Source organism: Paenibacillus sp. JT22N15 (assembly GCF_059383755.1).
In genome coordinates, this window is record NZ_JBXENV010000017.1 from 1 (window position 1) to 25,822 (window position 25,822).

Annotated in this window: 24 protein-coding genes; 9 read left to right on the top strand and 15 right to left on the bottom strand. The window is 48.5% G+C overall.

Annotation, left to right across the window (positions count from 1 at the left end):
- Positions 1–467: 467 nt before the first annotated feature.
- The 3 genes from AC50X8_RS27040 to AC50X8_RS27050 all read right to left on the bottom strand — a co-directional run bounded on the left by AC50X8_RS27040 (position 468) and on the right by AC50X8_RS27050 (position 5,424).
- The gene (locus AC50X8_RS27040) at positions 468–2,180 is read right to left on the bottom strand and encodes a sulfatase-like hydrolase/transferase (protein ID WP_494882675.1); all 1,713 of its coding nucleotides are present in this window, start codon (positions 2,178–2,180) and stop codon (positions 468–470) included.
- A 208-nt stretch (positions 2,181–2,388) separates the two neighbouring features.
- On the bottom strand, positions 2,389–2,670 hold the full coding sequence (locus AC50X8_RS27045; RefSeq protein WP_494882677.1) for a hypothetical protein: 282 nt from the start codon (positions 2,668–2,670) through the stop codon (positions 2,389–2,391).
- A gap of 228 nt (positions 2,671–2,898) precedes the next feature.
- Entirely contained in the window at positions 2,899–5,424 is a 2,526-nt protein-coding gene (locus AC50X8_RS27050; protein WP_494864077.1) for an RCC1 domain-containing protein, read from the bottom strand.
- A 281-nt stretch (positions 5,425–5,705) separates the two neighbouring features.
- On the opposite strand from AC50X8_RS27050, the gene AC50X8_RS27055 reads away from it, so the two are divergent.
- The 3 genes from AC50X8_RS27055 (at position 5,706) to AC50X8_RS27065 (ending at position 8,064) form a co-directional block, all read left to right on the top strand.
- On the top strand, positions 5,706–7,160 hold the full coding sequence (locus tag AC50X8_RS27055; protein WP_494882679.1) for an N-acetylmuramoyl-L-alanine amidase family protein: 1,455 nt from the start codon (positions 5,706–5,708) through the stop codon (positions 7,158–7,160).
- Between the two features lie 42 nt (positions 7,161–7,202).
- Positions 7,203–7,787, top strand: coding sequence for a GerMN domain-containing protein (locus AC50X8_RS27060; RefSeq protein WP_494882681.1), 585 nt, complete (start codon positions 7,203–7,205; stop codon positions 7,785–7,787).
- 88 nt (positions 7,788–7,875) lie between these two features.
- Entirely contained in the window at positions 7,876–8,064 is a 189-nt protein-coding gene (locus AC50X8_RS27065) for a CsbD family protein (protein WP_056039699.1), read from the top strand.
- A gap of 226 nt (positions 8,065–8,290) precedes the next feature.
- Here AC50X8_RS27065 and AC50X8_RS27070 read toward each other — a convergent pair whose 3' ends face one another.
- Positions 8,291–8,500 carry a hypothetical protein gene (locus AC50X8_RS27070; protein ID WP_494864075.1) on the bottom strand — a complete coding sequence of 70 codons (210 nt, stop codon included), beginning with the start codon at positions 8,498–8,500 and terminating at the stop codon, positions 8,291–8,293.
- A gap of 119 nt (positions 8,501–8,619) precedes the next feature.
- Here AC50X8_RS27070 and AC50X8_RS27075 point away from each other — a divergent pair, with 119 nt between their 5' ends.
- From AC50X8_RS27075 to AC50X8_RS27095, 5 genes are all read left to right on the top strand, one after another.
- Entirely contained in the window at positions 8,620–9,402 is a 783-nt protein-coding gene (locus AC50X8_RS27075) for an RNA ligase family protein (protein ID WP_056039704.1), read from the top strand.
- Entirely contained in the window at positions 9,399–9,956 is a 558-nt protein-coding gene (locus AC50X8_RS27080) for an SLOG family protein (RefSeq protein WP_056039706.1), read from the top strand. Before AC50X8_RS27075 ends, AC50X8_RS27080 begins: the two co-directional genes overlap by 4 nt.
- Positions 9,957–10,013: 57 nt before the next feature.
- Positions 10,014–11,249 carry a hypothetical protein gene (locus AC50X8_RS27085; RefSeq protein ID WP_494882683.1) on the top strand — a complete coding sequence of 412 codons (1,236 nt, stop codon included), beginning with the start codon at positions 10,014–10,016 and terminating at the stop codon, positions 11,247–11,249.
- A 284-nt stretch (positions 11,250–11,533) separates the two neighbouring features.
- Positions 11,534–12,199: a hypothetical protein gene (locus AC50X8_RS27090; protein ID WP_235533251.1), complete on the top strand. Its 666-nt coding sequence runs from the start codon at positions 11,534–11,536 to the stop codon at positions 12,197–12,199.
- 38 nt (positions 12,200–12,237) lie between these two features.
- On the top strand, positions 12,238–13,407 hold the full coding sequence (locus tag AC50X8_RS27095) for a stalk domain-containing protein (RefSeq protein WP_056039710.1): 1,170 nt from the start codon (positions 12,238–12,240) through the stop codon (positions 13,405–13,407).
- 455 nt (positions 13,408–13,862) lie between these two features.
- Here the strand turns inward: AC50X8_RS27095 and AC50X8_RS27100 are convergent, their stop codons facing one another.
- The 11 genes from AC50X8_RS27100 to glsA all read right to left on the bottom strand — a co-directional run bounded on the left by AC50X8_RS27100 (position 13,863) and on the right by glsA (position 24,278).
- Positions 13,863–14,798: a dipeptidase gene (locus AC50X8_RS27100; RefSeq protein ID WP_494882685.1), complete on the bottom strand. Its 936-nt coding sequence runs from the start codon at positions 14,796–14,798 to the stop codon at positions 13,863–13,865.
- A 22-nt stretch (positions 14,799–14,820) separates the two neighbouring features.
- Positions 14,821–15,570, bottom strand: a complete 750-nt coding sequence (locus AC50X8_RS27105) for a creatininase family protein (RefSeq protein WP_056039714.1) — start codon at positions 15,568–15,570, stop codon at positions 14,821–14,823.
- Positions 15,571–15,641: 71 nt separating this feature from the next.
- On the bottom strand, positions 15,642–16,613 hold the full coding sequence (locus tag AC50X8_RS27110) for an ABC transporter ATP-binding protein (RefSeq protein ID WP_056039715.1): 972 nt from the start codon (positions 16,611–16,613) through the stop codon (positions 15,642–15,644).
- Positions 16,610–17,593 (bottom strand): ABC transporter ATP-binding protein, encoded by a 984-nt coding sequence (locus AC50X8_RS27115; protein WP_494882687.1) that lies wholly within the window; start codon positions 17,591–17,593, stop codon positions 16,610–16,612. The genes AC50X8_RS27110 and AC50X8_RS27115 overlap by 4 nt, the downstream gene beginning before the upstream one ends.
- A gap of 16 nt (positions 17,594–17,609) precedes the next feature.
- Positions 17,610–18,524 carry a nickel transporter permease gene (nikC, locus tag AC50X8_RS27120; RefSeq protein WP_081418965.1) on the bottom strand — a complete coding sequence of 305 codons (915 nt, stop codon included), beginning with the start codon at positions 18,522–18,524 and terminating at the stop codon, positions 17,610–17,612.
- Positions 18,525–18,526: 2 nt separating this feature from the next.
- On the bottom strand, positions 18,527–19,459 hold the full coding sequence (locus AC50X8_RS27125; RefSeq protein WP_494882689.1) for an ABC transporter permease: 933 nt from the start codon (positions 19,457–19,459) through the stop codon (positions 18,527–18,529).
- A gap of 44 nt (positions 19,460–19,503) precedes the next feature.
- Positions 19,504–20,313 carry a carbon-nitrogen hydrolase family protein gene (locus AC50X8_RS27130; RefSeq protein WP_494864071.1) on the bottom strand — a complete coding sequence of 270 codons (810 nt, stop codon included), beginning with the start codon at positions 20,311–20,313 and terminating at the stop codon, positions 19,504–19,506.
- A gap of 82 nt (positions 20,314–20,395) precedes the next feature.
- The gene (locus AC50X8_RS27135; RefSeq protein ID WP_494864070.1) at positions 20,396–22,000 is read right to left on the bottom strand and encodes an ABC transporter substrate-binding protein; all 1,605 of its coding nucleotides are present in this window, start codon (positions 21,998–22,000) and stop codon (positions 20,396–20,398) included.
- Positions 22,001–22,666 (bottom strand): RraA family protein, encoded by a 666-nt coding sequence (locus AC50X8_RS27140; protein WP_056039722.1) that lies wholly within the window; start codon positions 22,664–22,666, stop codon positions 22,001–22,003.
- Positions 22,667–22,941: 275 nt separating this feature from the next.
- Positions 22,942–23,343, bottom strand: a complete 402-nt coding sequence (locus AC50X8_RS27145) for a DUF4265 domain-containing protein (protein ID WP_056039724.1) — start codon at positions 23,341–23,343, stop codon at positions 22,942–22,944.
- Between the two features lie 17 nt (positions 23,344–23,360).
- On the bottom strand, positions 23,361–24,278 hold the full coding sequence (gene glsA, locus AC50X8_RS27150; RefSeq protein ID WP_494882793.1) for a glutaminase A: 918 nt from the start codon (positions 24,276–24,278) through the stop codon (positions 23,361–23,363).
- A 422-nt stretch (positions 24,279–24,700) separates the two neighbouring features.
- On the opposite strand from glsA, the gene AC50X8_RS27155 reads away from it, so the two are divergent.
- Entirely contained in the window at positions 24,701–25,738 is a 1,038-nt protein-coding gene (locus AC50X8_RS27155) for a glycoside hydrolase family 53 protein (RefSeq protein ID WP_056039728.1), read from the top strand.
- Positions 25,739–25,822: the final 84 nt, after the last annotated feature.

Genomic DNA, 25,822 nt, shown 5'->3' on the forward strand with positions numbered 1-25,822 from the left:
ACGCATTCACTCGACCATCGGGTATCTCACTCCCAATGAATGCGAACGCAGGTACCGAAAGGCAGCTTAAAAATCTCGGTTTCTTGTGTCTACTCTATTGACAGAGATACACTACGAATCGGCCCGTGCATGCTTGACGGAGTCGCACTCCGTATGGAGTGCGTGGATTGAAATCATTACCAAATTTAGGAGGTTGCAATTATGAATGTCGCACTCCGTATGGAGTGCGTGGATTGAAATCAATCATGATCATGTCGCTTGCTCCTCATTATTTGTCGCACTCCGTATGGAGTGCTACGAGAAAAACATTTTTATGGTCGCACAATAAGGCAACAACAAATGACTGAAACATCTGTTGCATCTCGTCAGACTGCGTTTTTCAAACAAATCAAAAAGAGTATGAAGGTTTTAATAGCCTCCATACTCTTTTTATGTTCGGCAGGGAAAGGAATTTCAGGCTGCCGAATTTATAATTCGTCTGGCGATAAGCCAGTAAGGTAAGGCTTTATCCTTTTTTGATGCCGTTGTTCGTCAAGCAGCTGTGCCATCTGTTGTTGGACGCGTTTCGTCTGCTCGGTCGCGAAGGCAGGATGGGCGAGATTGCGTGTTTCAAGCGGGTCAGCGGTCAAATTATACAGCTCGTATTCCTCAGCAACAGGAACGGTTTTGATAGCTGCAACATAGCAGATATTAGAGGCAGAGAGTGACACGGAGGCTGCACTACCGATATGCTGAGCGGTCGGCTGAAAAGTTACGTCTCTAGCTCCCGGCTCGCTCCAAAACTGCTCGTTATCATAATAGCGGGAATACTTCCATAATTGTTTGTTGTTATCGTTATAGAGAGGGGCAATTACCGTTTCAATATGATTGGGCTGATCAACGGAAGGAAATGGTATTCCGATTGGGTTAACTTGGTGCTGGCCCCGCGTAACGTCGTCGTCGATCATAAAATAAATCGGTGATTCTACGGGCTCGGATGTGTTTTGCCCTAAAATAAAGCTGGACAGGTCACGGCCGACAAAGGGATGGGCCTCGCTGAATTTTTTTTGCAAGCGGCTTTGGATGTCTCCTACGTTAGCCTGGGCCAGCCCAAGCATAGTCGGGAGCAGATCAACATGGCTTGTAAGGGTATTGAAAGGCTTTGACTCTGGCTTCGGAAACAGCTGCTTGCTGTGAATGACTAAAGGGACATGGAGCATTTCTTCATAGGCAGAGGATTGGACAAGCGCTTCAAGCACTTTCTGCATTTGCATATCGGCTTGTTTTTGCAGATGGTAATAAAGCTTGCGGTAATGAGGCTCATTAATAATGGGCTGCAGCGCGCGCGGGTAAATTTGCTGGTAGCTTTTTTGGCAGCGCGGTTTCGTATCTAAAGGTTCATTTTGGGTCGGCGCTGGCGCGACCGGAGGCATTGGCCCTATGTCGAAATTGAAGGCAGGCAGCTGTGCAGCGAGAGCCCCGTATAAAACAATATCATGCGGGTTCACAAATGAAGACACAACGAGCCATGGCTTTGCCGCATCATTTCGCTCTTTCTCATGGGCAATAGCCTGAATCAGTGAAACCACTTCGGAGGCATAGACGATATCTCGGCCGCTCAGCCCTTTAGCAGCAGACGAGCCGGAGTTTCGCGGGTCTCTACCGTGAGGCTCTGGGCCAATCCAGCCGGAAAATCCGAAATCGTCCATTCGATTGGCATGCAAATACAGCTCCTCCCGTGCTCGATCTGGAATACCGTTATCGGGGGAATAGCTGAGGACGCTTTGATGCGTGCCAGGAATAATGATATCTTGGTAGGAAAAATGCCATTTTCCCTTATAATAGGTTTGGTAACCTGCCTCGCGAAAATAGTTCCCATGCGTAGGCACCGTATTGCTGCCCAGCCAAAACATATCCGAGTCAAACGGATCCTTGGCAATCCCTGTTGTTTGGCTGACCCCGTGGAGCGAAGGATATTGCCCGGTCATTAACGTAGCTCGGCTCGGACAGCAAGCAGCACTTCCGATATAATGCCTGTGAAATTCCATGCTGTGCGCTTTTCTCAGAAATTGCTGGTCAACGAGATTTTCCTTGCTCCATTGCTTAATTTCCGCGTTCTCATAGATGGGAGGATAGCGCTCCTCATCGACGAGAATGACAAGAAAATTAGGCTTTTTTCTTGAGAGCGGTTGGCTGTTCACGACAGCACCCCCCCCAGGGTATAATTTTAACCCTAGATTATGCGGCAATGGCTTGGAAAAGAAGAGGCCCAGCGCATGGAGTCTGAGCCGTGACGTAATGCTTTTCGAATAAATACTTTAAGCTACTTTTCTATGTTCAATTTGAGCAAGGCATCATCGATGGCCATCTGACCTGTTACATCTAACTCATTTAAAGCTTCCTCAATCGTTAAATCATCCGAAATTTCTGATTAGGAATGGGCTTGAGTTCATAGAAAGGAGACAGGTCATGATCGCCTATAGGGTTCATATAGTCGGTTACTGCGGGTAAGCCATAATTCGTTTTGTTTTTTGCAATTAATCGGCTGTTTGATGAATCATGAGCAATAAAATCCATTAATAATGCCGCTTCGTCGTGATGCTGTGTGTTTGTTGAAACGCCAAAAATATCATATATGGAGTAGGAAGAAGAATACTCTGGATTAGCGGGATCGATGGGGGCAGTGACCACCCCCCCAATTTATCTCGGTTCCATTTTCAAAATGGGATAAGGTGTCAAAGTCATAAGCAATGCTGTGCGATACGACTGTCATGGCAACATTTTGTGTGATGTAAGCTCTGAAATAAAAGAGCCTACCTATTCGGTAGACTCGATGAACTTCACTTTGAAGAGCTACTATGAATCTCACTTTTCGTATTCATGTATTCGATAAATCATCATGCCCTGCTCACTGTACATTTAAAATAACTTGGTTGCAGCCACTACTTTTTGCGGCTCTTCATACCAGCCTTTTGTGCCAATACCCAGCTCTCCAGCATTATTGCTTGAACCATAGGTCAATAACCGGCCTTTAGACACCCAGTAATAATTCTCTCCATAAGCTGCAATCGCTGTAACGTTTTTATTCCCCCCGTCCTGCTCTAGCAAACGACCCATTGACTTTCCTTCGTATAATAATTCTTTTTGTGTCGTTATATAAAGGCTTAATCGTCCAGTAGTTGAAACTGTACTATAATCTAATTTTTCTTTTACGGGTCCAACATAGGTATTGGTCGCTCGATAAGGCTTCTGCCTAATATTGCTAACCAAGCTTTGCGAACTATTCCAGCGCCATAGCCCTTTGTTTTTATCGATTCCGATTAACGTATCTCCATTAAATGAATCTCCGCCTGCAAACACTTTAGTAATACCTGAAAAGCCGGAGATTTTTGAAGCGGTAATAGTGCCTTCTTTTTTTGGACCTGACCAGTACCACACAGAGCCATCTTTTTTGGCTGCAAATCCCCGATCGTTGCTAACACCTACAGATATAACATCGCTAATATTAACCTGCCACACTAGCTTTTTATTTTTCGTGACGTTGCTGGAGCCCCACTCCCCGAGGTGGTATACTTTTCCACTCGATGTCCAAATAACGACACTCTTATTATATGCAGCGATTTCTTTGATAGGCTCTTGGATCAGGTCTAAAGGAAGTGGCTTATCCGAATCGGCTGCTGCCCCTAAACGCGTTAGTTTACCCCAGCCGTAAAGCTTGCCCTCTTTGGTTAATGCGAGAGAAAATTCATTCCCAGCAGCTACTTGTATCGCAGATTTAATAGTCGTAATTTTAAAAGGGGCAAGAACATCCTCCGTACTGCCGCTTTTAACTTCATGCTCTTTATTGCTTCCCCAGCCATAGATATCACCTTGTTTATTTAGCGCAAGCACATGACTGCTATTTGCAGATAAAGCGATTGGGTCTTTTATGCTTTGAATGTGATTTACAGCAAAACTGAGGGCAGCCGTTTTTCCAATTCCCAGTTGACCGCCATTATTTCCACCCCAGCTCATTAAGGTTCCATCTATTTTAACTCCAGCATAATGCAAACTATTATTAATCCATGTCGTACCGCTAGCAATTATTTTGTAGTCATTAAAGGGGGTGAAAGGGTCATTCGATATTTGTTTGCCGGCAGCTTCATACTGATAATACCGTCCATCTTCCTTCATCACATATCTCATATTTTGAAAAGTGCTAATGACACCGCTGGCGACTTTTTCAGGTAGGCTAACCTTCTTATCCTTCGTATCTGTATAACCCCATAAATCATAGGCTTCCGTAAGCAGCAGCGGCCCAGCATCCTGTGAGCCAATATCCATTACTTTGGGAAAGCCCTTTAGCTCTTGTGGGTTATCTGTGCTTGCTAATACATGCTGTAAGATGCCTGTATCTGTTGATTTTCCTTTTTGTTTATAACTAAGTGCTACACTTACATCCTTCCATGCCCAGACAGACCCATCATTTTTTAATGCGAGATAGGAATCGCCATAGAAGGATAGGCCGATCAAAATTTTTGTGACGCTTTTCAGGCCCTTTACCTGATTGGTTTTAATTTGTGCTTTCGTTATTTCCGTTTCATAAACATCATGGTAGGGTTCATTGAAAGGTAAAACCCATTCGGTTACCGTTCCATCTTTTTTTAAAACCATCCCATGCCCTTGTCCACCTACTTGTACTTGAACAGCTCCCTGGAGCTCTTTCATTAAAATAGGAGAAGAAATATTATGACGCCATAAATAGACTTCGCCTTTTGTTGTCAATACTGCTGCAGTTGAATAGTTGGCAGCTATTTGTTTGACATTTTTAAACTTCGTTATTTTTTTCGGAGCAGTCGAATTGCAGACTTTAGATGAATCGCATAGTGCCTGCGGAATGCTGCCCCATGCCCATAACTGTCCATTAGAATCAACAGAGTAAGTAACTCTATCTCCGAGAGCCAGACGGTTTTTTAAATCCTGTATTTCTTCTCTCGTTTTTGTGCTGTCAATGCTGGATTTTGTTTGATCATATTCCAAGCTGCTTTCATATTTTTTTAGCAGAGTGCCAGGTTCTGTATCCACTGTTCCATAGCGGGCACCTGTAGGACTTTGGATTTCAACAATGGGCCTTACACTGATATCGAGTGGTTCAGTTACAACTTTAAAGTAGCCTTTAGCATTGAGTGGGGTTTGCAACGTTTTGATTAAGGTATATCCGCTGCTTGGATCAATAAATTCTAAGTCCACGGTTAAATTTGCGCTATTGATGATGATCCCTTCGACCGTTACAACCCGATTGGAGTCAAATTTTACATAGTATTCGTACGATCCTTCCAAAGAGAAGGGGACTGGGGTTGTACTCAATCTTGAATGATCCACCAAGCCTTGAGCGAATATAGTATTTGAACAAATAAAGCAAATAACAAATAGACTCAGTGATAAACTGCTAAACCATTTTTTCATCTGTTTTCCCCCTGATTATGTATAAAATCGAGATGTTCAATTCACTTTAGCTGATCCATAATCTAACATAAAGGACGAACACAGTGACAAACATAACTCGTTCTTATTATTTGGTCAATATATTCCCTTATTTTAATCATAAAAGAAATCTCATCATAAATGCTAGATTCCTGCAACTTTTTCCATATTAGTTCGTCTAATTTTTTATGGGAAAAATTGAAATTGTACAGAGAAGAGAGGTTGCAATGATTCAAAAAAAGACACAATGGCAGGAGAGTAGGATGAAGAAGCTAGGGTTTTTAATGGTATTATTTATGTTTTTAGTGGCGTTCCCAAACGATAGCTTTGCAGCAGCGGTGGATACGAAGGTGATTTTGGACGGAACAGAGCTTGTGCAGCCGGAAAATACGAAAGCCGAAATCATTGACAAAAAAGTCATGATCCCAATTCGGATCGTATCGGAAAGCTTGGGCTACGACGTGCTCTGGGATAAGCAGGCACAGACGGTCACGATTAGCAAGGAAGGCACGCTCATTGAAATGACGGTAGGCCAGAAAGCGGCAAAGATCAATACGGCTGCCATAGAAATAGATGCTCCTCCTGTGATTAAAAAAGGAACAACGCTCGTTCCACTGCGCTTCGTAGGCGAGCAGATGAATCTCAAGGTTGGCTGGAACAATACGACGAAGACGGTCACTTTAACGAGCCCGATTCCAGAAGTGGTCATCGATGAGGGGGAAACGGACCCGGTTATTCCGCCCTCTTCCGGCACGGGAGGCACCATTATTGATGGAGCTATCCCGAGTGGCGTGTCAACAGTAAGCGCTATCAGCTTTAATGACAACCGCCTTATCGTCACGACAAGCGGCAAAGTAGGGCCGAAAATTTTCGCGATGAAGGCGCCGGATCGCCTCGTCATCGATTTGCCAAATTCGGCTTTTGCACCGTCGTTTGGCGATGGACAAGCTTTGAATGGCAGCCAGATGGGCGAGCTTGTCATTACGGACAGCTCAGATGTTACGAAGGTGCGTTATTCTTTGTTTACCCGCGAGCCGTCGGCTATTCGCATCGTTTTGGATTTGAGACAGGCGACCTCCTATCAGCTTGTCAGCGATGATTCTGGCCTTTATGTCGTAGACCTTAATGTGGACGGCGACGTAGGCGGTCCGCCGATTGTGCCGCCAATCAGTTCAGACGGCAAAAAAATCGTCGTCATTGATCCCGGCCACGGCGGTGTTGAGCCAGGCAAGGTGGCGCTGACAGGGCTGCAGGAAAAAATAATCAATCTGAAGCTTTCCTTGAAGGTCGAGCAGCTGCTGAAGCAGGTGTCTGCCATTAATGTGGTGATGACGCGAAAGGATGATACTACACTTAGTCTTTCGAATCGTGCGAAGCTGGCAAATGCACTGAATGCCGATTTGTTCGTCTCCCTGCATGCCAACGGCTACACGACAACCACAGCTTCAGGCACAGAGACGTATTATGCGCGGGATTCGAGCATACCATTAGCTAAGACGATTCATCGCTATTTGGTGGAAGCGACTGGTCTGAGAGATCGCGGAGTGAAATATGGCAACTATCACGTCATACGAGAGACAACGATGCCGGCGGTTCTGCTCGAGACAGGCTTTATGAGCAATGCGTCGGATTTGGCGGTTATTACGAATGAAACGGTGGAAATGCGTATGGCAAAAGGCATCGTTGAGGGAATTAAAGAATATTTGGGTATTAAATAGTACAGCTTGTTTCTTTCAATTCCTGAGGGAGGTGGAGTTTGAATGAACACAAAGATTGCTATTGCGGCGCTCCTATTAATCGTTATGACGACAGCCGGCTGCGCGGACAAGTCATCAGCCCATCCGGCGCAAGAGGTTACTCTAGATGCTACCCAATCCAAGACGGTCACAGCAGCCACAGTCGTGGAGCCGCAGCAAACGGCTGAGGCTCCGGTATCTGCTGCGGAAGTGAAGAAGCGGACAATTGAAGTTTTTTTCTCAGACCCGCAGGGGGAAAAGCTTGATAAAGCGGGTGTGCAGATTTCTTTTTCCACACCTGTAGTAAAATATACAGAAGCCTTTAAAGCTTTGCAGCAAAGCGACAATGCCGAGCTGATACCACTCTGGTCGAAGGAGATCGAACTGAAATCCGTCCATTTTAAAAACGGAGCGCTCACGCTCGACATTCATATGCCTGACACGGCGCGTCTCGGATCTGGCAGTGAAATATTCGCTTTGGATGCTTTAACATGGACGCTATTTCAATTCGTAGAAGTGAAAACAATTGATTTGCTCGTCGACGGGGAGCAACTGGAAAGCTTAATGGGACATGCCGATTTGGAGCATCCCATTACGAGAGGGAAATAAGCTTGATGAAAGCTGATACTTGCATCGCTATGTTTCATAATCTCTTTTAAGAGGTAAAGAGACATATAACCAAAGAGGAGATGATCATATGACAGCTTCAAATAACGGTTTAGGCGATAAAATAAAAGGCAAAGTCAATCAAGTAAAAGGCGAGATTAAAGACCAGATCGGCAAAGCGACGAACAATGAATCGCTGCAAGGAGAAGGCAAGCTGGATAAAGCCAAAGGTATCGCCCAAGAAAAAATCGGCGAGCTCAAAAATAAAATCAGCAGGTAGATGGCGGCTGCAAGCTTGGCTATAGCCGCATCGTTCATCAAGAAGCCAGCCCTCACAGTCTGTGGAGGCTGGCTTCTTGCGGCGCATAACGATCAGGCAGGAGGCGAGCGTACCCGCAAAGCATTGCAAGATAATTGCAAGGTACAGTAATGCATGGCTAACCAAAGTAAAGGAGCATTCGCCGCTGCTGTGCAGGTCGGCAAACGCTCCTTTGCTTTACGCTATTTTAAAAGTGGTCAGGCGGCATTTCGGTTGGGAAGTCCGTTTCGACATTCGGTGCAGGCACAGGCTCAATCTCGGGTGTTGGAGTGCTGGGATTCATTTCGGGCGCGGGCTGCTCGGGCAAAATCTCAGGTGGGTTCGGCGGTATGAGTTCCGGCGATTTGTCTGGATTCGGCTCTGGTAAATCGATCGGCTTTTCGTTATGAATAGACATCATATACCCTCCTCTCGCTTATTCTTTACTTACCCAAACTTGCCTTCGGACTAACCAAGAGCGGGAAACGATGGTATTATGATGGGAGAACAGACTTATTAAGATGCAGGAGATGAATAATGGATTTTACAAAACTGAATTCCTTAACGAAATATCCGAGTATCCTCACCTATCACCAGCTTGGGGAACGCGGCCGTTTAAACGACACATTAACCGAAGGTGAGGCCTTCGATTCGGATAAGCCCGTTTATGTTTATGAAAAAGTAGACGGGGAAAATGCGCGCATAATTTTGCTTCATAATGAAGCCGGGACGGACTATTTTATTGGCTCACGAGAGGAGCTGCTGTTTGCCAAGGGGGACCGAATTGGCAATCCCTATGGCAATATGGCGGCTTTGCTAACCCCGATTGCGGAGCGGATGCAGGCCAGCTTGGCGGATGGTAAGCTTGGACTTACCGTTATTTATCAGGAGAGCTATGGCGGTAAAACAAAGGCGGCCAAAAATTATACGTCCAGCGGCAGCCAAGGCTACCGGGTATTCGATCTGTTTTCGCTGACGCATGAGGAGCTTAAGCATTTGCTGGAACTGCCGATTGACCAAATTGCCAAGTGGCGCGATCATGGCGGCCAGCCTTTTTATAAAGAGGCGGAGAAAGCAGCATTTATCGAGCGCTGGAGCCTCGACGCTGCGCCGCTGCTGGCTGAGCTGGGTGGAGCTGCGTTTCCGGTCGGGCTGGAGGAGACGAGCCGTTTTCTCAGCGATTTTGCGGCCACGCGTGTAGGAATGGATGCATCCGGAAAGTCAGAAGGAATTATTGCACGAACGGCTGATCGCAAAATGATTCGTAAAATCCGGTTCGAGGATTACGAACGAACCTTTAGAAATGCGCCGAAGGCATGAACAATTTGCTAGTGTCGGGCTACCGCGCGCATGAGCTGAACATTTTTAATCAAAAGCATGAAGGCATTGCCTATATTAAGCAGGCGATTACGAATAAGCTGCTGCCGCTCATTGATGATGGCTTGCAATGGGTCATTACGCCGGGCCAATATGGCGTTGATCTATGGGCATGTGAAGCCGTCATCGCGCTTAAGCCGCAATACCCGCAGCTCAGGCTTTCTATTATTACGGCGTATAGCAATCCGGAAGAGAAGTGGAAGGATGACAAGAAGGAATATTATGAGCAGGTGCTGAAGGGCGTCGATTATTATGCGTCGGTCAGCGACAAGCCTTATGACGGCATTTGGCAGCTGCAGGCGAGGGATGAGCTGCTGTTTCGCAAAACCGAGGGTATTTTGCTCGTGTACGATGAGGATGCGGGGGAAGGAAGTCCGCGCTACTTCAAGGAGCGTGCGCTCCGCCGGCAGCAGGCCGATGGTTATCGCTACATCAGCATCAGCTCGGATGATATTCAGAGCATTGCGGATGAGGCGAATTATCGGGATATGGACTAGCATAATAAGGCTGCCTCTCGTTAGGGCGGTTCTTGACAGCAAGAGGAGGATGCAGAGATGGATGATCAGGATGATAAAAAGCAGCAAGAGCAGCATTCGGAAAAGGTGCGGCCGTTTGATTTAGAAAAGAGCGAGCCAGCTAGCCAGGCGGTGCATGTGTTCCGCCAGCCGCGGGAGTCGCAGCAGTCACTGGCGGCAGCGCAAGCAGCAGCCCAGGCTGCGCGGGAAGAAGCGGCGCAGCGGGCCGAGGCAGCCCGCCTAGCGGAAGCGGCAAGGCAGGTGGAGGTTGCCCGCCAGTCAGAGGCGGCGAGGCAGGAAGAGATTTTGCGGCGTGCGGAAGCAGCACGGCAGGAGGAACTGGCGCGCCAAGAGGAAGATGCGCGCTTGCTTGAGGCGACGCGGGAGCAAGCCGCTTTGCAGAAGCGCGAGGATTTGGAGGAAGAGCCGGGACAACGGGAACGTTACGGCGAGTATGGGGAATATGACGCATACGGCGATGACAATAGCGAATACGATGCAGATGATGCTGAGCCAGCTGTTACGGCGGCGACAGCAAGAAATGAGGCAGCTGGAACGGCTGCATCAGTGAGAAATGAAGCTGCCGGAATGGCAGGCGCTGCGGGCGCTGGTGCTGGCGCAAGTGCAGGAGCAGGAGCCAAAAGCGGAGCAGCAGGGGCTGCAAACAAGCTGCTGCAAAATATATCCGGCTCGGTTAAGCAGATCGATATGCAAATATTGCTGAAGCTGCTGAAAAATCCGCTGGAGGGGCTGAATTTAAACCCGGCCAAAGATTTGAGCTACGGTATAATCGGGATTGTCAGTGCGATAATAGGTTTCCTCTTGTTCTGGCTGCTTACAGGCAGTGCCATCCAGCTATTTTTCGGCTATGGGGTATCCGATCTATTGCGTGAGGGAAGCGGCATGAGCGCAGCGCTATTCGGCAAAATCTTGCTGCTGTCGCTAATATCGACGATTGCCTTCCTCGGTTCTTTATGGGGAATCAGCTTGTGGAGAGCGACGCAGCGTCTAACACTCAGAGCTTTCATTACATCGATTGGAGCGATGCAGCTCGTTTCTGGAGCTGGATTTTTAATAGCGGGCGTCGTTTCGCTCATTAGCTTTAAGCTGGGCCTTTTGGTAATGGCGGCGGCACTGCTGTCTACTCTTGGCATTTCCTTGGTCGGCGCATCGGTGGCCAGCCAGGTGACGAAGGAGAAGCTGTGGTCGTATATCGTTCTTTCGGTTTGTGCTTACTTATTGTTGTTTGGCCTGTTCGGTGATTTGATCTTGTAAATTGATAAGCATAATGAGTGATGATATGTTGCTTAAACGTTGTTTCCCCTTGCGGAAGCAACGTTTTTTATTTGTTTGCAAAAGCCCCTGTCCGTTATTTTGGTAAATTTGTTATGGCGGTTTGAAATCATAATTGGAGCAGTTAATGATTGAAGTTCGATAAAATATGACAGAGATCGAAAAAATAAATGATGAATTTTCAGTAAAATGAAATGATTTTAGAGGATTTTAGCACTTTATGTAGAAAATTTAATAGCTAAAGATGATAGGGGGTATTTACCATTATGAAAAAAGCTATTTTTGCAGTTGCCGCTATGCTCGTCATGGCTGGCTGCGCCGGCCAAACGGAGGATTTTTCCACAGAGGTAAGTCAATTAAAGGAGCAAGTAAGCCAGTTGAGTGCTGAAAATGAGAAGCTGAAGGCAGAGCTTGCCGAGGCCGCTAATACTGCTGCGGTAAGCGAGGCGTCTTCGGAGCCGGCACCGGAGCCATCCGCTGACGCAGGCAGTGTACTAGAATTGAAAAAAGCGCTCGTTATTGCCGACTTTGCAGAGGTTACGCTCACGAAGACAGAGTTTACGTCCAAAGTCGTTCCGCCGAAGCCTGACAGCTTCTACAATTACTACGAGATAAAGGATGCCGAAAATATTTATTTGGACATCGTTCTTAAGTTCAAAAGCTTGCTCAGCTCGTCCAAAGGCGCAGATGAATTTGCCAATGTACAAGTGAAATATGATAGCAAATACGAGTACGAAAGCTTTTCTGCAATTGAAGAGTCGGGTGGAGGCAACTTTACCTATACAAACATAACGAATATTGAACCATTAAAAACGGGAGTTCTTCACTTTATCGCTGAGCTGCCTAAGGAAGCGGCCAAAGACAAAAAGCCGATTGATATTATCGTTACGATTGAAGGCAAGGAATACGTCTACTCGTTGCGCAGCGAATAGCCGCTTCGCGAAATATATAAATAGAGGGAGAATGAAATATGAAACAGAAAGTAATTACAGTTTTGCTGGCTATGGTCATGCTGCTGGCAATCCCAACGGGGCTTTCGGCCGCTAAGGCGGAGAGCCAGAGCGTTTTTGTAAACGGCAAGAAAATCGCTTACGCGCAGGCACCAATAAGCGAGAACGGCACAACGCTTGTATCGGCAAAAGAAACGATTGAAGCACTTGGCCTCGCCTTCAGCTGGGACAAGGGCAACAAGCGGATCATCGCTTCAAGCGGCGAAATGACGATTTCGATTATTTTGAATGAGCCCGTTGCTACGGTTAATGGCATTTCTATATTTTTGGGAACGCCCGCTGTAGAACGAAATGGCCGCACCATGGTTCCGCTTCGCCTGTTGACAGATGGTCTAGGCGCTTCTATGGAAACGAAAGGCAACCAAATCAGCATTAAAACGGTAGACCCAAGCAAAAGCAAATATTATACAGGCCTGCCGCTGCAAATTACGAATTCCGCTGTGAAAAATCTAGGCACGGAAAAAATCGTTGTTAATTATGTGGAATATTATTATGCCGGTGGCGCTGTGCAGGCCTATGATTTTACAGCATCGTTGAATGCGCGCGGCAAAGCCGCTTTTAACAATGCGACCGTAAAGCCAGGCGAAAATTTTGATTCGAATGGCACGAACTATACCTTTTTCGGCAGAACCGTTTATAGCATAGTGGTGGGAGAAGAAGAAACGGTAAGCAAAAGCTACAAGCTGGCTAAACAGCTTTATGGCAATGGCGGCACGATTGAAAAGCAGATGAGAGCTCTCTACAAACAGAAGGAAGAGGACTACAAGAAGAAGCTGAAAGAGGAGCTTAAGAAAAATAATAATGTTCCTTTTAAAGTTGTTGATTCTAGCATTACTTATGATTCATTAGGATATCCGGAAGCGAATATAGAGCTATGGAATTTGACAGCTAAAACGATAGTTTCATTCGAGCTTTCTTTTAGCACCTATGACGCTTACGGCGACCCGGTAAAGGGTGGTTATCCGTACACAAACCGTTTCTACGGAAAAGGTGCCAATGTTAAAGTATTGAGCGGTTATAGTCACATATTCACATGGGATCTCTACTCCTACAGCGACACAACCAAGCTCAAAAATATTCAAATTGATCGGGTTGCATACTCCGACGGCTCTGTCTGGAAACGTAAATAATAATTGAACAAACAAGCAGAAGGTTAAGCCGGATAAAGAAAAAGAAAAAGCCGCAGCGTTTGTATCGCCTGCCCGCAAGGGAGGAAAGCAGCGCTGCGGCGTCTTTTTTTACTGATTTCTAAAATAATGATGCTAGGCGCATCTATGTTTGGTTTTGAGGATTCATAAAGTGAACGGGGCAACAGGTCATTCCGCACGAAGTTCTAAACGGGCTTGTAGAAAGGCAGGTTAGCGTGTAGAAATGGATACAAACATATATTTTGTTCGTCATGCTCATTCAGTCTATAACCCTGATGAGTTGGGGAGACCTCTTTCGGAACGAGGTATTCAAGACGCAGAGAAAGTGGCAAATATACTATACTAAACACCGAGCAAGCCCCCACCAGTGAAAGGTGGGGGCTTGCTACGCTCTTTTAATCAGAGAACTATAATATTTTCGAAAAGTGTCTTTTGCATTAAAGGGAGGAAACCCGGCGCAGAAAATTATTATGGGCAAAGCCCCGCACCTGCTCCTCAGAGTAATGCTTAAGCAGCTCATTAATCAGGTTTTGGCTTTTTGCGGCGTTTTCGAGATTATGCACGTAAGCGTTGATGCCGTCAAAATCGGAGCCAAGGCCAACATGATGAACGCCGCCAATGGCACAGTAATGGTCAATATGCTTAATTAGATCGGAGATTGTCGTAATTCCGTCCGATTCGGGCTTAATAAACTCAGGATAATAGACGACATGAACGGTTGCATTTTTGGCGAACAGCGCTTGCGCTTGCTCATCAGACAACCCTCGCGGATGATCGAATACGGCCTTGGCGTTCGAGTGGCTGGCGATCAAATAATCGGCTGTTTCCACGACGTCCCAGAAGCTCTGCTCATTCAAGTGGCTCACATCGGTCAAAATCCGGTGCTCATTGTGGAACTGTACCATTTTGCGGCCGAGGGAGGAAAGTCCCGCTCCGCGAGGCTCCAGCACCCCATCAGCAGCAAGATTGGCGAAATTCCAGGTCAGGCCGACCGACAACACGCCAAGGCGGTGAAAAATATTCAGCTTATGCAAGTCATTACCGACCGGATCAACGCCTTCAAGCGTCAGAAAAGCGCCAATCTCGTGCTCGGCCAGCTTGCCGATATCCTTCCATTCCTTGATGTGCTTCATGTCCGGATTTTTCCCTAATACTTCCTCGTAAAAATAATGCACCTGGTCGAGCGCCGATTGAAACTTCTCTTGATCAGTCAAGTTCGGCATGACGAAAATGGCGAAGCCTTGTACCTTGACGCCCCCAGTAAGCAGGCGCTGCTTGTTCGTATCCAGCTCAGGTGCATCGTTGAAGGAAAGGCTGCCTTTCTTCTCCCCCAGCTTCATTAAAGCATCGCAATGCAAATCGATAATGTTCATTTAAAACTCCTTTCACCGGCATTTACAGCGGTTTAATGTCCCAAGCTTCGCTTAGGAAAGCGAGAATACGGTCAACAGAGCGCTGCACTAAGGCTTCGCCTTTCCCGGCTGTCGCAAAAGATGGATGTCCAACGACGCCTGATTTGGAAATGGAAGACAGACGGTTGTATTTGATGATTTCGGGAAAAGGATCTTCAAACGCGGGCTGTTCATCGATGATAATGGACTGGTTTACAAGCTGAGGGTAAAGATGAAGCAGGACGGAGGTGCCGATTTCACCAGCATGGCCGTTTGAAAATTTTCCAGATTCGGAAATGCCGTCATCCTGCGCCTTGATGAACCGCCAGCAATCGATTTGGGCGGCCAATACATCGCTATGCTGTTCCTTGATCTGATGCACGATTTGATTAATAACCGATACATTTCCAGCGTGGCCGTTAATGAAGAGTATACGTTTGAAGCCCCATTTTAACAAGCTGGTTACTATGTCGCCGAGATAAGCTTTTAAGCTTTCGGGGCGAATCGTAATGGTTCCGGGAAAATCATTTAGTACGGTGGAATCTCCAGCCTCTACGTTTGGTCCGATCAGTGCGCCAACACACTCGGCAACGAGCTCTGCCAATTTGGCTGCCAGCAGCCCATCCGAGCCAAGAGGCAGATGAGGGCCATATACCTCGATTGCGCCTACAGGAACAATGACCAGCTCCGTTTGTTTTTTGTATTCCTCGAAGACGGTCCAGCTGATGTCTCTTAATTTGCGGCTTTTCGTCATAATGCGCTCTCCCAATTGTATGAATTTTAAAATATAACTGATGAATCTCGCTCCATCAAAGATGGGCCTGTCTAAGCTTGGTTGTACAAATGGCAGGCGACCTGCCTTCCGCCGACATCCCGCAGCTCAGGCTTGTCGGTACGGCAAACGGCCATGCAGGCATGGCAGCGCGTATGAAAAGCACAGCCGGGAGGCGGGCTCGCCGGGCTCGGCACATCGCCCGGCAGCACAATGCGGCTCTTTTTGGCAAGCGGATCAGGGGTGGGTACGGCGGACAATAACGCCTGCGTATAGGGATGCAGCGGCTCTGCAAACAATTCGCGTTTGCCTGCCAGCTCTACAATTCCGCCCAAATACATTACGCCGATCCGATCGCTTATATGCTTGACTACGCTTAAATCATGGGCGATAAATAAATAGGTAAGCTTGAACTGCTCCTGCAAATCCTGAAGCAAATTAATAATTTGCGATTGAATGGAAACGTCGAGAGCGGAGACGGGCTCATCTGCGACGATCAGCTTGGGGTTCAGCGCAAGTGCGCGGGCAATGCCGATCCGCTGCCGCTGCCCGCCGCTGAACTCATGGCCATAGCGATCCGCATAACGGCTGTTTAAGCCGACGGTTTCCAGCAGCTCATCGATCCGTCTAGTCCTTTCCTTGCCGGTTGCTGCTTGATGAATGTCGAGCGGCTCGGCAATGAGCTCGCCCACCGTCATACGGGGATCAAGCGAGGCGTATGGGTCCTGGAACACCATCTGCATATCCTTCCGCAGCTTGCGCAGCTCCTCCACCGGAAGGCCGACCAAATTGCGGCCCTCATACTTAATTTCGCCTGCCGTTGGACGAAGCAATTGCAGCAGCGTACGGCCTGTTGTAGATTTGCCGCAGCCGCTTTCACCCACAAGGCCCAGCGTTTCGCCTTTGAAAATCGTAAATCGCAGGCCATCGACCGCCTTCACATGTCCTACCGTCCGATTGAACAGCCCTTTTTTGATCGGAAAATATTTGGTTAAATGGCTTACCTCAAGCAGCGGTTCATTCATTGGAACGCCTCCTTTGCTTCGGATGCATGGAGCCAGCATCTGGCTGAATGCCCAGCCCCTACTGCTTCGAGCTGCGGATGCTGCTCATGGCAAATCGCTTGCGCAAATTCACAGCGGGGGCTGAAACGGCAGCCTTCCCGCAAGCTTCCGGGCGGCGGAACGCTGCCCGGAATGGAATATAGTCTGCGCTCATCCGTTTCAAGCGTGGGCATCGACTTCATTAAGCCTTGTGTATAGGGATGCTTGGGACTTGTGAAAAGGGTAAGCACGTCGCATTCCTCGACAATTTGTCCCCCATACATAACGGCTACGCGGTCGCACATTTCCGCAACGACGCCAAGATCATGCGTAATAAGCAAGATGGAGGTGCCATGGCTCGTTTTTAGCTGCTGCATTAGCTCCAGAATTTGGGCCTGTATCGTAACGTCTAGTGCGGTCGTCGGTTCATCGGCAATGAGCAGCTTGGGATTGCAGGCCATCGCGATGGCGATCATAACCCGTTGCCGCATGCCGCCGGACAAGCGGTGGGGGTACTCCCGCAGCATTTGCTCGGGGCGAGGAATGCCAACCAGACGCAGCATTTCAATTGCCCTTGCTTTCGTCTCAGAGCGGCTGAGCTTCATATGAATGCGAATGGCTTCAAGCAGCTGTTCGCCGATCGTAAACACGGGATTAAGCGCGGTCATCGGTTCTTGAAAAATCATCGCCATGTCATTGCCGCGCACGCTGCGCATTTCCTTCTCGGAAAGCGCAAGAATATCCCGGCCATCGAAGGTGACGGAGCCTTCGACGACTTTGCCTGGCGTTAAACGCATGGCGGTCAGCGATGTCACGCTTTTGCCTGAGCCGGATTCTCCGACAATACCGACCGTCTCGCCTTCATAAATCGTAATATCAATGCCGTCTACAGCGGGAATGACGCCATCGCTTGTATGAAAATACGTTTTGAGCGTCTTTATTTCCAGTAGCTTGCGTTTCAATGCGGGCCCTCCTTAGCTAAACCTTCATTTTTGGATCAAGGGCATCGCGCAGCCCATCGCCGAGCAGATTGAACCCAAGGACAACGAGCATAATAGCGATGCCCGGCACGATGGACAGATGGGGCGCGGTGCGAAGAAATTCCCGGCCTGCGCTCAGCATGGCCCCCCATTCCGGAGATGGCGGTTGTGCGCCCATTCCAAGGAAGCTTAACCCTGATGCCGATAAAATGGCGGTAGCTACGCGCAGCGCCGAAAGCACAATAATGGGAGCAATGCTGTTCGGAATAATATGCTTCAAAATAATGCGTCTGTGCTTGGCGCCCATGGAGCGCGAGGCTTCAATATATTCTTTGTTTTTAACCGACAGTACAGCACTGCGGGTAATCCAGATGAACGACGGCACGGAAAAAATGCCGATGGCAATCATGAGATTCACCATTCCAGGACCAAGCACGCTTACAATGGCAAGAGCCAGCAGAAAGCCGGGAAAGGCCATGAAAATATCGGTGATCCGCATAATGACCGATTCGATTTTGCCGCCAAAATAACCCGCTATTGTGCCGAAGGCTACGCCAAAAACGACAGAAATGACGACGCCGACAATACCTACCATGAGCGAGATGCGCGACCCATAAAATATCCGTGACAAAATATCCCGCCCATATTCGTCCGTTCCGAATGGGTGGCTAAGGGATGGCGCTTGCAGCAGCATATCCATGTTTTGCTCGAGTGGATCATAAGGGGAGATCCAAGGTGCCAGTATGGCAATAAAAATAAAGAGGCCAACGATCCATAGGCCCAGCAGAGAGCGTTTGTTGCTTATGAGCCGCTTGAGCACTTGCTTGTAAAGGGCCTCTCGTTTGGCAGGCCCATCGTCATAAGCCGATGGAATGCTTTGGGCAAGCAGGGATGCAGCTTTGGGTTCACTCATCGTTAGGCCTCCTTCCGGTCATAACGGATTCGCGGATCGACAGCGGCATAACACAAATCAACGAGCAGATTGACGATGACGAAAATAAACGCAACGAATAAAATGCTGCCCTGCACAGCCGAATAATCTCTAAACTGAATCGATTGAATGATATAGCGGCCCAGACCATTCATGGAGAAGACGGTCTCCGTAAGCACTGCGCCGCCGAGCAGATTGCCGATTTCCATGCCGATGACGGTAATAATCGGAACGAAGGCATTTTTAAGCGCGTGTTTGTAAATGATGAGCCATTGACGGACCCCTTTGGCTTTTGCAGTACGAATATAGTCTTGATTAATGACCTCAAGAATGCTGGAGCGTGTAAGCCGTGCGAGCACAGCGGCAGAGGAAATGCCGAGAACGAGTGCCGGAAGCACAAAATGCTTCAGCTCGCTGCTGCCTCCGGAAGGCAATATGGGAATATAATAGGCAAAAATAAGAATGAGAATTATGCCCAGCCAAAAAACGGGCATCGATATGCCGAACAAAGAGAAAGCCATGGCCGCATGATCGCGGGCACTGCCGGGTTTGGTTGCAGCGATAATACCGGAAAATAGCCCGATGACAACGGTAACCAGCGTAGCCAAAATCGTCAGCTTCACCGTGCTCGGGAACCGCTCCATAATTTCCTGCAGCACCGGATTGTCCGATCGCAGCGAAGTGCCGAAATCGCCTTGCAGCAGCTGCCAATTATAATCGATATATTGCTCGTAGAGCGGACGGTCGGTTCCGAGCCGCTCCCGGATGATTTGCACTTCCTCGGGACTGGCGTCTAGACCAGCAACTAATTCAGCGGGATCGCCAGGCACGAGCTGCAAAATGATAAAAGAGAGCAGGGAAACGCCGATTAGCGTCGGGATCATTTGCAGCAATCGTTTTAGTACATAGTTAAACAAGGGGAAAACTCCTTCCTGACCACTAAAATGAAGCGGCCAAGCGATTAGCCGTACAAATGCGCCTGCCGATGAATATGCGACGGGAGCTTGGTGCGGACTTCGCGCACGCGCGCCAGATCAATCCGGTAGGGAATAAGCGTCTCCGTTTCTGCACCGCGTGCTACGACAACGCCCATCGGATCAACGATCAGGCTCTGGCCGATGTAAAACTCGTTGACCTGATTAACGGCAACGACATAAGCGGTATTTTCCAGCGCCCGCGTCGTAACGAGATTTTCCCAGTGGCGTTCCTTCACCGGACCGCGTACCCAGCCGGATGGCACAATAATCACGTCGGCCCCATGCAGCGCCTGGTAGCGGGCGATTTCCGGGAAGCGCAGCTCATAGCAGACGAAAAGTCCCAGCTTGCCGAATGGCGTATCAATCGGCTCGAAGAGCGCCGTGCCGGGTTTAATATCGCGTGATTCCTGCGCGCCGAATGCATCATATAAATGCGTTTTGCGATAATGGCCGACGATTTGGCCGTCCGAGTCAATAATGACCGTGGAGTTGTATACGCGGTCATCCGCGGAATCCTCCGTAGTCTCCCGCGTACCGAAAATGACCCATACGCCATAATGCTTGGCCAGCGACTGCATCGTCGCAACGAAATGCCCTTCCAGCGGCTCGGCATCCTCCAGCTTGCGTTCTCTTGGCGTGCCGATTTGATAGAAGCTCATAAAGGCTTCCGGGAAAACGACCAGATCGGCCTGGTGCAGCGAGGTCGCGTCCTGCAGCGCCTTTTCCGCCTTGTCCAAATTTTCCTGCTTGCTGCTTGAAGAACCGAACTGTGCCATTACGATTTGAAAGGTCATAGATGCTTTCACTCCTGTATCCAATTTTTTGAAAAAACGGGCTTTCCATGCGAATGGTGCCGCTCGCGCAGCACCATCATGCTTACTTGAATTTCACGCCGCGCAGGTCCCAGAGCAAGGAAGGCAGAAAGGTGATGCCTTCAATTTTGCTGGAATATGCAATTTGGACGGTATCCTCATACAAAGGAATCCAAGGCGCGTCCGCTTTTATGAGCTGTAAAGCTTCGTTGTAATTTTTCTGGCGTTCCGCCTTGTCAAGCGCTTGGCCTCCCGCAAGAATGAGCTCGTCTACTTTGGGATTGGCATAGAAGGCATAATTGGACTTGCTCGTCGAAAGGAAGCTGTCGCGCAGCAGAGCATCGCCGTCACCTGTAACGGAAGACGCGCCCCGGACGAATAAATCATAGCTGTCCGGATTTTTCAGCACATCGAGATAAGAAGCAAGCTCCAGCACCTGCAGCTCTGCTTTGAAGCCCAACTGCTGCAAGCTGTTTTGCACAAATTCGGCGGCCGGGCGATCCTGCACGGCATTTGCCGCAAGCACAATTCGCAGCGTCGTTCCTTCCTTCACGCCAGCTTCCTGCAGCAGCTTTTTCGCCGCTTCCACATCATAGGCGTATGCGCCCACATCGGTGTAGCCAAATGAATTTTTTGAAATAAACGAAGTGGCAACCTCAACTCTGCCTTCATAAAGCTTGTTGACCAGCGTTTCACGATTGATCGCCAGATTGAGCGCATTGCGTACCAACACATTATCCAGAGGAGCATGCTTCGTATTGATGCCGATATAGCCAACGCGATTGGTAGAGCGAGTATTGACGGTAAACTTACTGTCATTTGACAAGCGTTCAACGTCTGTCCCCGGCACTTTGTCAATGAGATCCGCTTCGCCGGATTCAAGCATAATAACGCGAGCCGCATTTTCGGTTACCGTTTTGAACGTAATGCTGCTTACGCCCGGCTTGCCGCCCCAATATTGATCGTTTGCCTCCAGTACAATCTCGTTGCCGGAGCTCCAGCTTTTGAGCTTAAAGGGGCCTGTGCCGACTGGCTTTTTAGCAATGCCTGCTTCATCTTCCTGAATTGATTTAGGACTAATGATGCTCCCGGAAGTGACGGCAATATTGTTAAGGAAAGCGCCCTGCGGCTCTTTGAGCTGAAAAATGACTTCGGAATCGCCGTTCGTGCTGACGGATTCAATGAATTGGCCCAAGGTCGCATATTGGGACAGCTTTTTATCCGGGTTGATCAGGCGTTCAAAATTAGTTTTAACCGCTTCGCTATTAAAAGGGGCGCCATCTTGGAAAGTCACGTTTTGACGCAGCTGGAAGGTCCATGTTTTGCCGTCTGCCGAGGCTTTCCAGCTTTCTGCAAGCTGAGGAACGATTTCAAGCTTATCGTTGAAGGTGACAAGACGATCATAGATTTGATAATTAATAAAGCTGGAGATAGAGTCAGTCGCATTTTGTGGATCAAATCCAATGGCATCGCCCGTCAAGGCGATCGTCAGGCTTTTCGCTGCCGCTGTATCGGAAGCTGCGCCTGTGCTGCTTGACGCTGTATTCGGCGCTGCGGTATTCGTATTTGCAGTGCTGTTTGCTCCGCCGCCATTGCCGCAGCCAGCAGCGAACAGGGATAAGGCTATAAGGGCAAGGCCCAGCTTGTTTTTGAAAAGATTCCTTCTCATCTAGTTGTTTCCCCCTTGATTGTCGGTTGCCGCTAGCTGGTCTGTACATCCAGCGAGCCGTTTATCGTAGCCGAGTTCCTTCCGGCGCTGTTGTTCCTTGAGCTGCTTTTCTTGGGCGATGAGCCCAAGCTCCTTGGCATGAAGCGGATTGATGACGAATACGCCATCATCATCGCCGACGATGAGGTCGCCTGGCTGAATGCTGACGCCGCTGACGCTGACAGGTGTATTGACTTCGCCTTCGAGCTGGAGCGAGCGGGTAGTCAGCGCGCTAATACCCTTGGAATAGACCGGAAAACGAAGCTGTGTGATCGGCCGTACGTCGGTGACGCAGCCGGATATAATGGCTCCAGCAATCTTTTTGTCCAGTGCAGCATACGTCACAAATTCTCCCCAGCAGGCACGCTGTTCATCACCGGACATATCGACCACGATAATATCGCCTGGCTGCGCGAGCTCGAAAGCATGCCGAATGGCGGAAGCGTCAATATGAGGAATCCGTACGGTGACTGCGTTGCCTAAGAGGCGAATCGGGCGAAACAGCGGCTGCAGGCCGGTGAGAAACCCGAAATCCGTCAAATGGCCAATCGTTGAAGGGCTGATGTGTTCATAAAGCTCAAGCAACTCAGCCGTTACTCCTTGTACTCTTGGTTCGATGCGAAACATTAGATGTGTTCTCCCCTCACTCGAAACATTAACTTGATAAATCTGATGTGATTAGTATGTTTTAACTTGTTGAAAACAATAGCATTACTCGTTCTCTACCGTCAATGTAAACGCATATAGATAATTTCAATAGCTAATTGGAAAAAACTATAGGGTTGCCATAGGAGGATGGAATGGACAGGCTGCGCCTTTTCCTTTCACAATAGAGCCAGAAAAACAAAAAAAGCATCCAAATCGATATTGGATGCCATAGGGTAATGGTATTGAAAAGGATCTTATCGGTCCTTGCTCACCGTAATATTATTTATTTCCACATCGGGATCAAAATCAATATGGCTCGGCACATTGATTATGAGCATGCCTCCAAAAATCGTTTCCCAGTTGCCGCCGCTGTCGGCGACGCGATTTTTGAAATCGGCAAGCTCCTCGGATGAAGCAACGTCCTGACTGAGCAGCCAGGAATATCTTCTTAAGCGGGATTTGCGGACGGTCTCTTTATAAAAATAAATGTTGCCTTGCTGCTCCAGCTTGACAATATCACCGAATGATACCATTTCCGTAAATAATGGATTTTCTTCAATGCGGTAGCGCTGATCGTCAATCGGCGTTACCTTGAGCATTTCAATCTCCTGCCCGGAGGAATGAAAGGAAATGCCAAGCTCAACAGATGGATTCATAATGGGCACCTTCTTCGTTAAAATAAGCTTAGGTCAAACGTTCGCGACAACGTTTCCAGCAAATGGACACCTGCAATGCTGTTGCCCTTGCGATGCAGGGATGGCCCGACGACGCCGATGCCGTAACGACCGGGAACGATTGCCAAAATGCCGCCAGATACGCCGCTTTTGGCCGGCAAACCAACTTGAATTGCGAATTCGCCTGAGGCGTTGTACATGCCGCAAGTAATCATAAAGGTTTTGGCGATCTGCACATAACGCCGTGGGATCAGCCGGGTTCCGGTAACGGGGTCGGTTCCGTTATGCGCCATCACAAGCGCCATGCGAGCCAAATCCGCACAGGTGACGCTGATCGAGCAGTGCCGGAAATACACGTCGAGCACTTCCTCGACTTCCCCCTGCAGCACCTGCTTATCCTTTAGAAAATAAGCCATCGACCGATTCAAATTTGCCGTTTTGGCTTCTGACAAATATACCTCGTTATCATAATCCAGCGTAACATTGCCTGAGAGATTGCGGAAAAAATCGAGCACGCGGGCCGATTTCTCCTCCCGGCTGCTTCCGGCAATCAGCGAAGAAATCGCAATCGCTCCAGCATTGATCAGCGGATTGAAGGGAATGCCGGGCTGCACAAGCTCCAGCTTGAGCATGGAGTTGAAGCTGTCCCCGGTCGGCTCCATGCCAACCTTGGCGAAAACCGCTTCCTCGCCATTATCCATTAACGCCAGAATGAGCGTGAAGACTTTGGAAATGCTTTGCATAGTAAAGGATATGCCGCAATCTCCAGCAGATGCTACTTGACCTTCTGCACCCACAATATGAATGCCCAAGGCGTCCTTGGGGGATTTTGCAAGCTCAGGTATGTAGGAGGCCACTTTGCCATGAAGAGCCTGCTGGCGGGACGTTTCTACCCATTCGGGCAGCAGGGTTTGCATATGTTTAAGCTCGCTATTCGTCAATTCGTTTCCTCCTGCTCGCCAGTTTGGCATGAATGGCTCTATTATAATACATTTTGGTAGTGAAACGCATCAGGCTAACGCACAGTGATCAGAAGGGAAGAGAAGAGGAAATGTTGTAAAATCATCCAATATATTCACATTGTATCCTGTTTTTCTGTGTGAAGGGAATTTATAATCATAAGCGTATCCCGTAGTAACCGATGGAAAAGATGTGGTGAAGGAATCGGCAGTCCCCCCATTTGCACACGCTGCTGATGCTTCTTCACCATAGGCTTGAAAGCCTGTCGCTGCTAGGGGACGTTTGTTGAAACCCATTTATGTAAGCGGATACATCATTGGTGGTGCGTCCAATCGGCGCTAAGTCTGGCAAACTATTAAAGGAAGAGGGAATGTTGAAAATGAAAAAAAGACTAAGGCTGCTCGTTTTTGCTATGATGATTGTCGCCCTTATTACCGTACAGCTGCCGCTTAATCAGGCGGAGGCGGCTCCTGCCTTTGCGAAAGGGACGGACATAAGCTGGGTTCCCGGTCTTGAAGCGCAAGGCTACACCTGGAAGGACAAAAACGGCACGACCAAGGATATCATTCAAATTTTAAAGGATGACTATCAGATTAATTCGGTGCGGATTCGCGTATTCGTAAATCCTTCGAGCAATTATGCAAACGGTTACCTGGATATGAACCGTGCCGCAGCTCTGGCGCAGCGGGCGAAAAATGCAGGCATGAGCATTATGCTGACGCTGCATTACAGCGATTCGTGGGCTGATCCAGGCCAACAGACAAAGCCTGCTGCGTGGAATAGTTACACGTTCCAGCAGTTGATGGACGCGGTATGGAACCATACGCGGGCGGTAATGACGGCGATGCAGGCGAAGGGTGTGACGCCGGATTGGGTGCAGATCGGCAATGAGACGAACAACGGCATGCTGTGGAATGACGGCAAAGCCACTGTCAGCATGCAGAACTATGCATGGCTGGTTAATACCGGCAACAATGCAGTAAAATCAATCTCTTCCGGTACGAAGACGATTGTTCATTTGGCAGGCGGCAATGATAATGCTTTATTCGTTTGGAATATCGGGGGGCTGATCAGCAATGGCGCTACCTTTGATATTATCGGCATGTCGCTGTATCCATCGGCTACGGATTGGTCTGCCAAGGTTGACCAGACGATTAGCAATGCCAATGATATGATTGCCCGTTACGGCAAGCCGGTAATCATTTCCGAAATTGGCCTTGAATATAACCAGCCAGCCGCTACTAAGAGCTTTGTTGCCGCGATTAAAACGAAGGTTCGCAACATTTCTGGCGGCAAGGGGCTAGGTGTCTTCTATTGGGAGCCGGAGGCGCCTCCAGGCTACAATGGCGGCTACAATAAAGGAGCTTGGCAGGCAAACGGCCAGCCGACGATTGCATTGGAAGGTTTCTTGAACTAGCAAGCTTGCGCCGAAACAGCCCGGCTATTCATTCCCCTGTTTCTTCCCTTATAATAGAAAGCAGGACGAATCTATTTGGAGAAA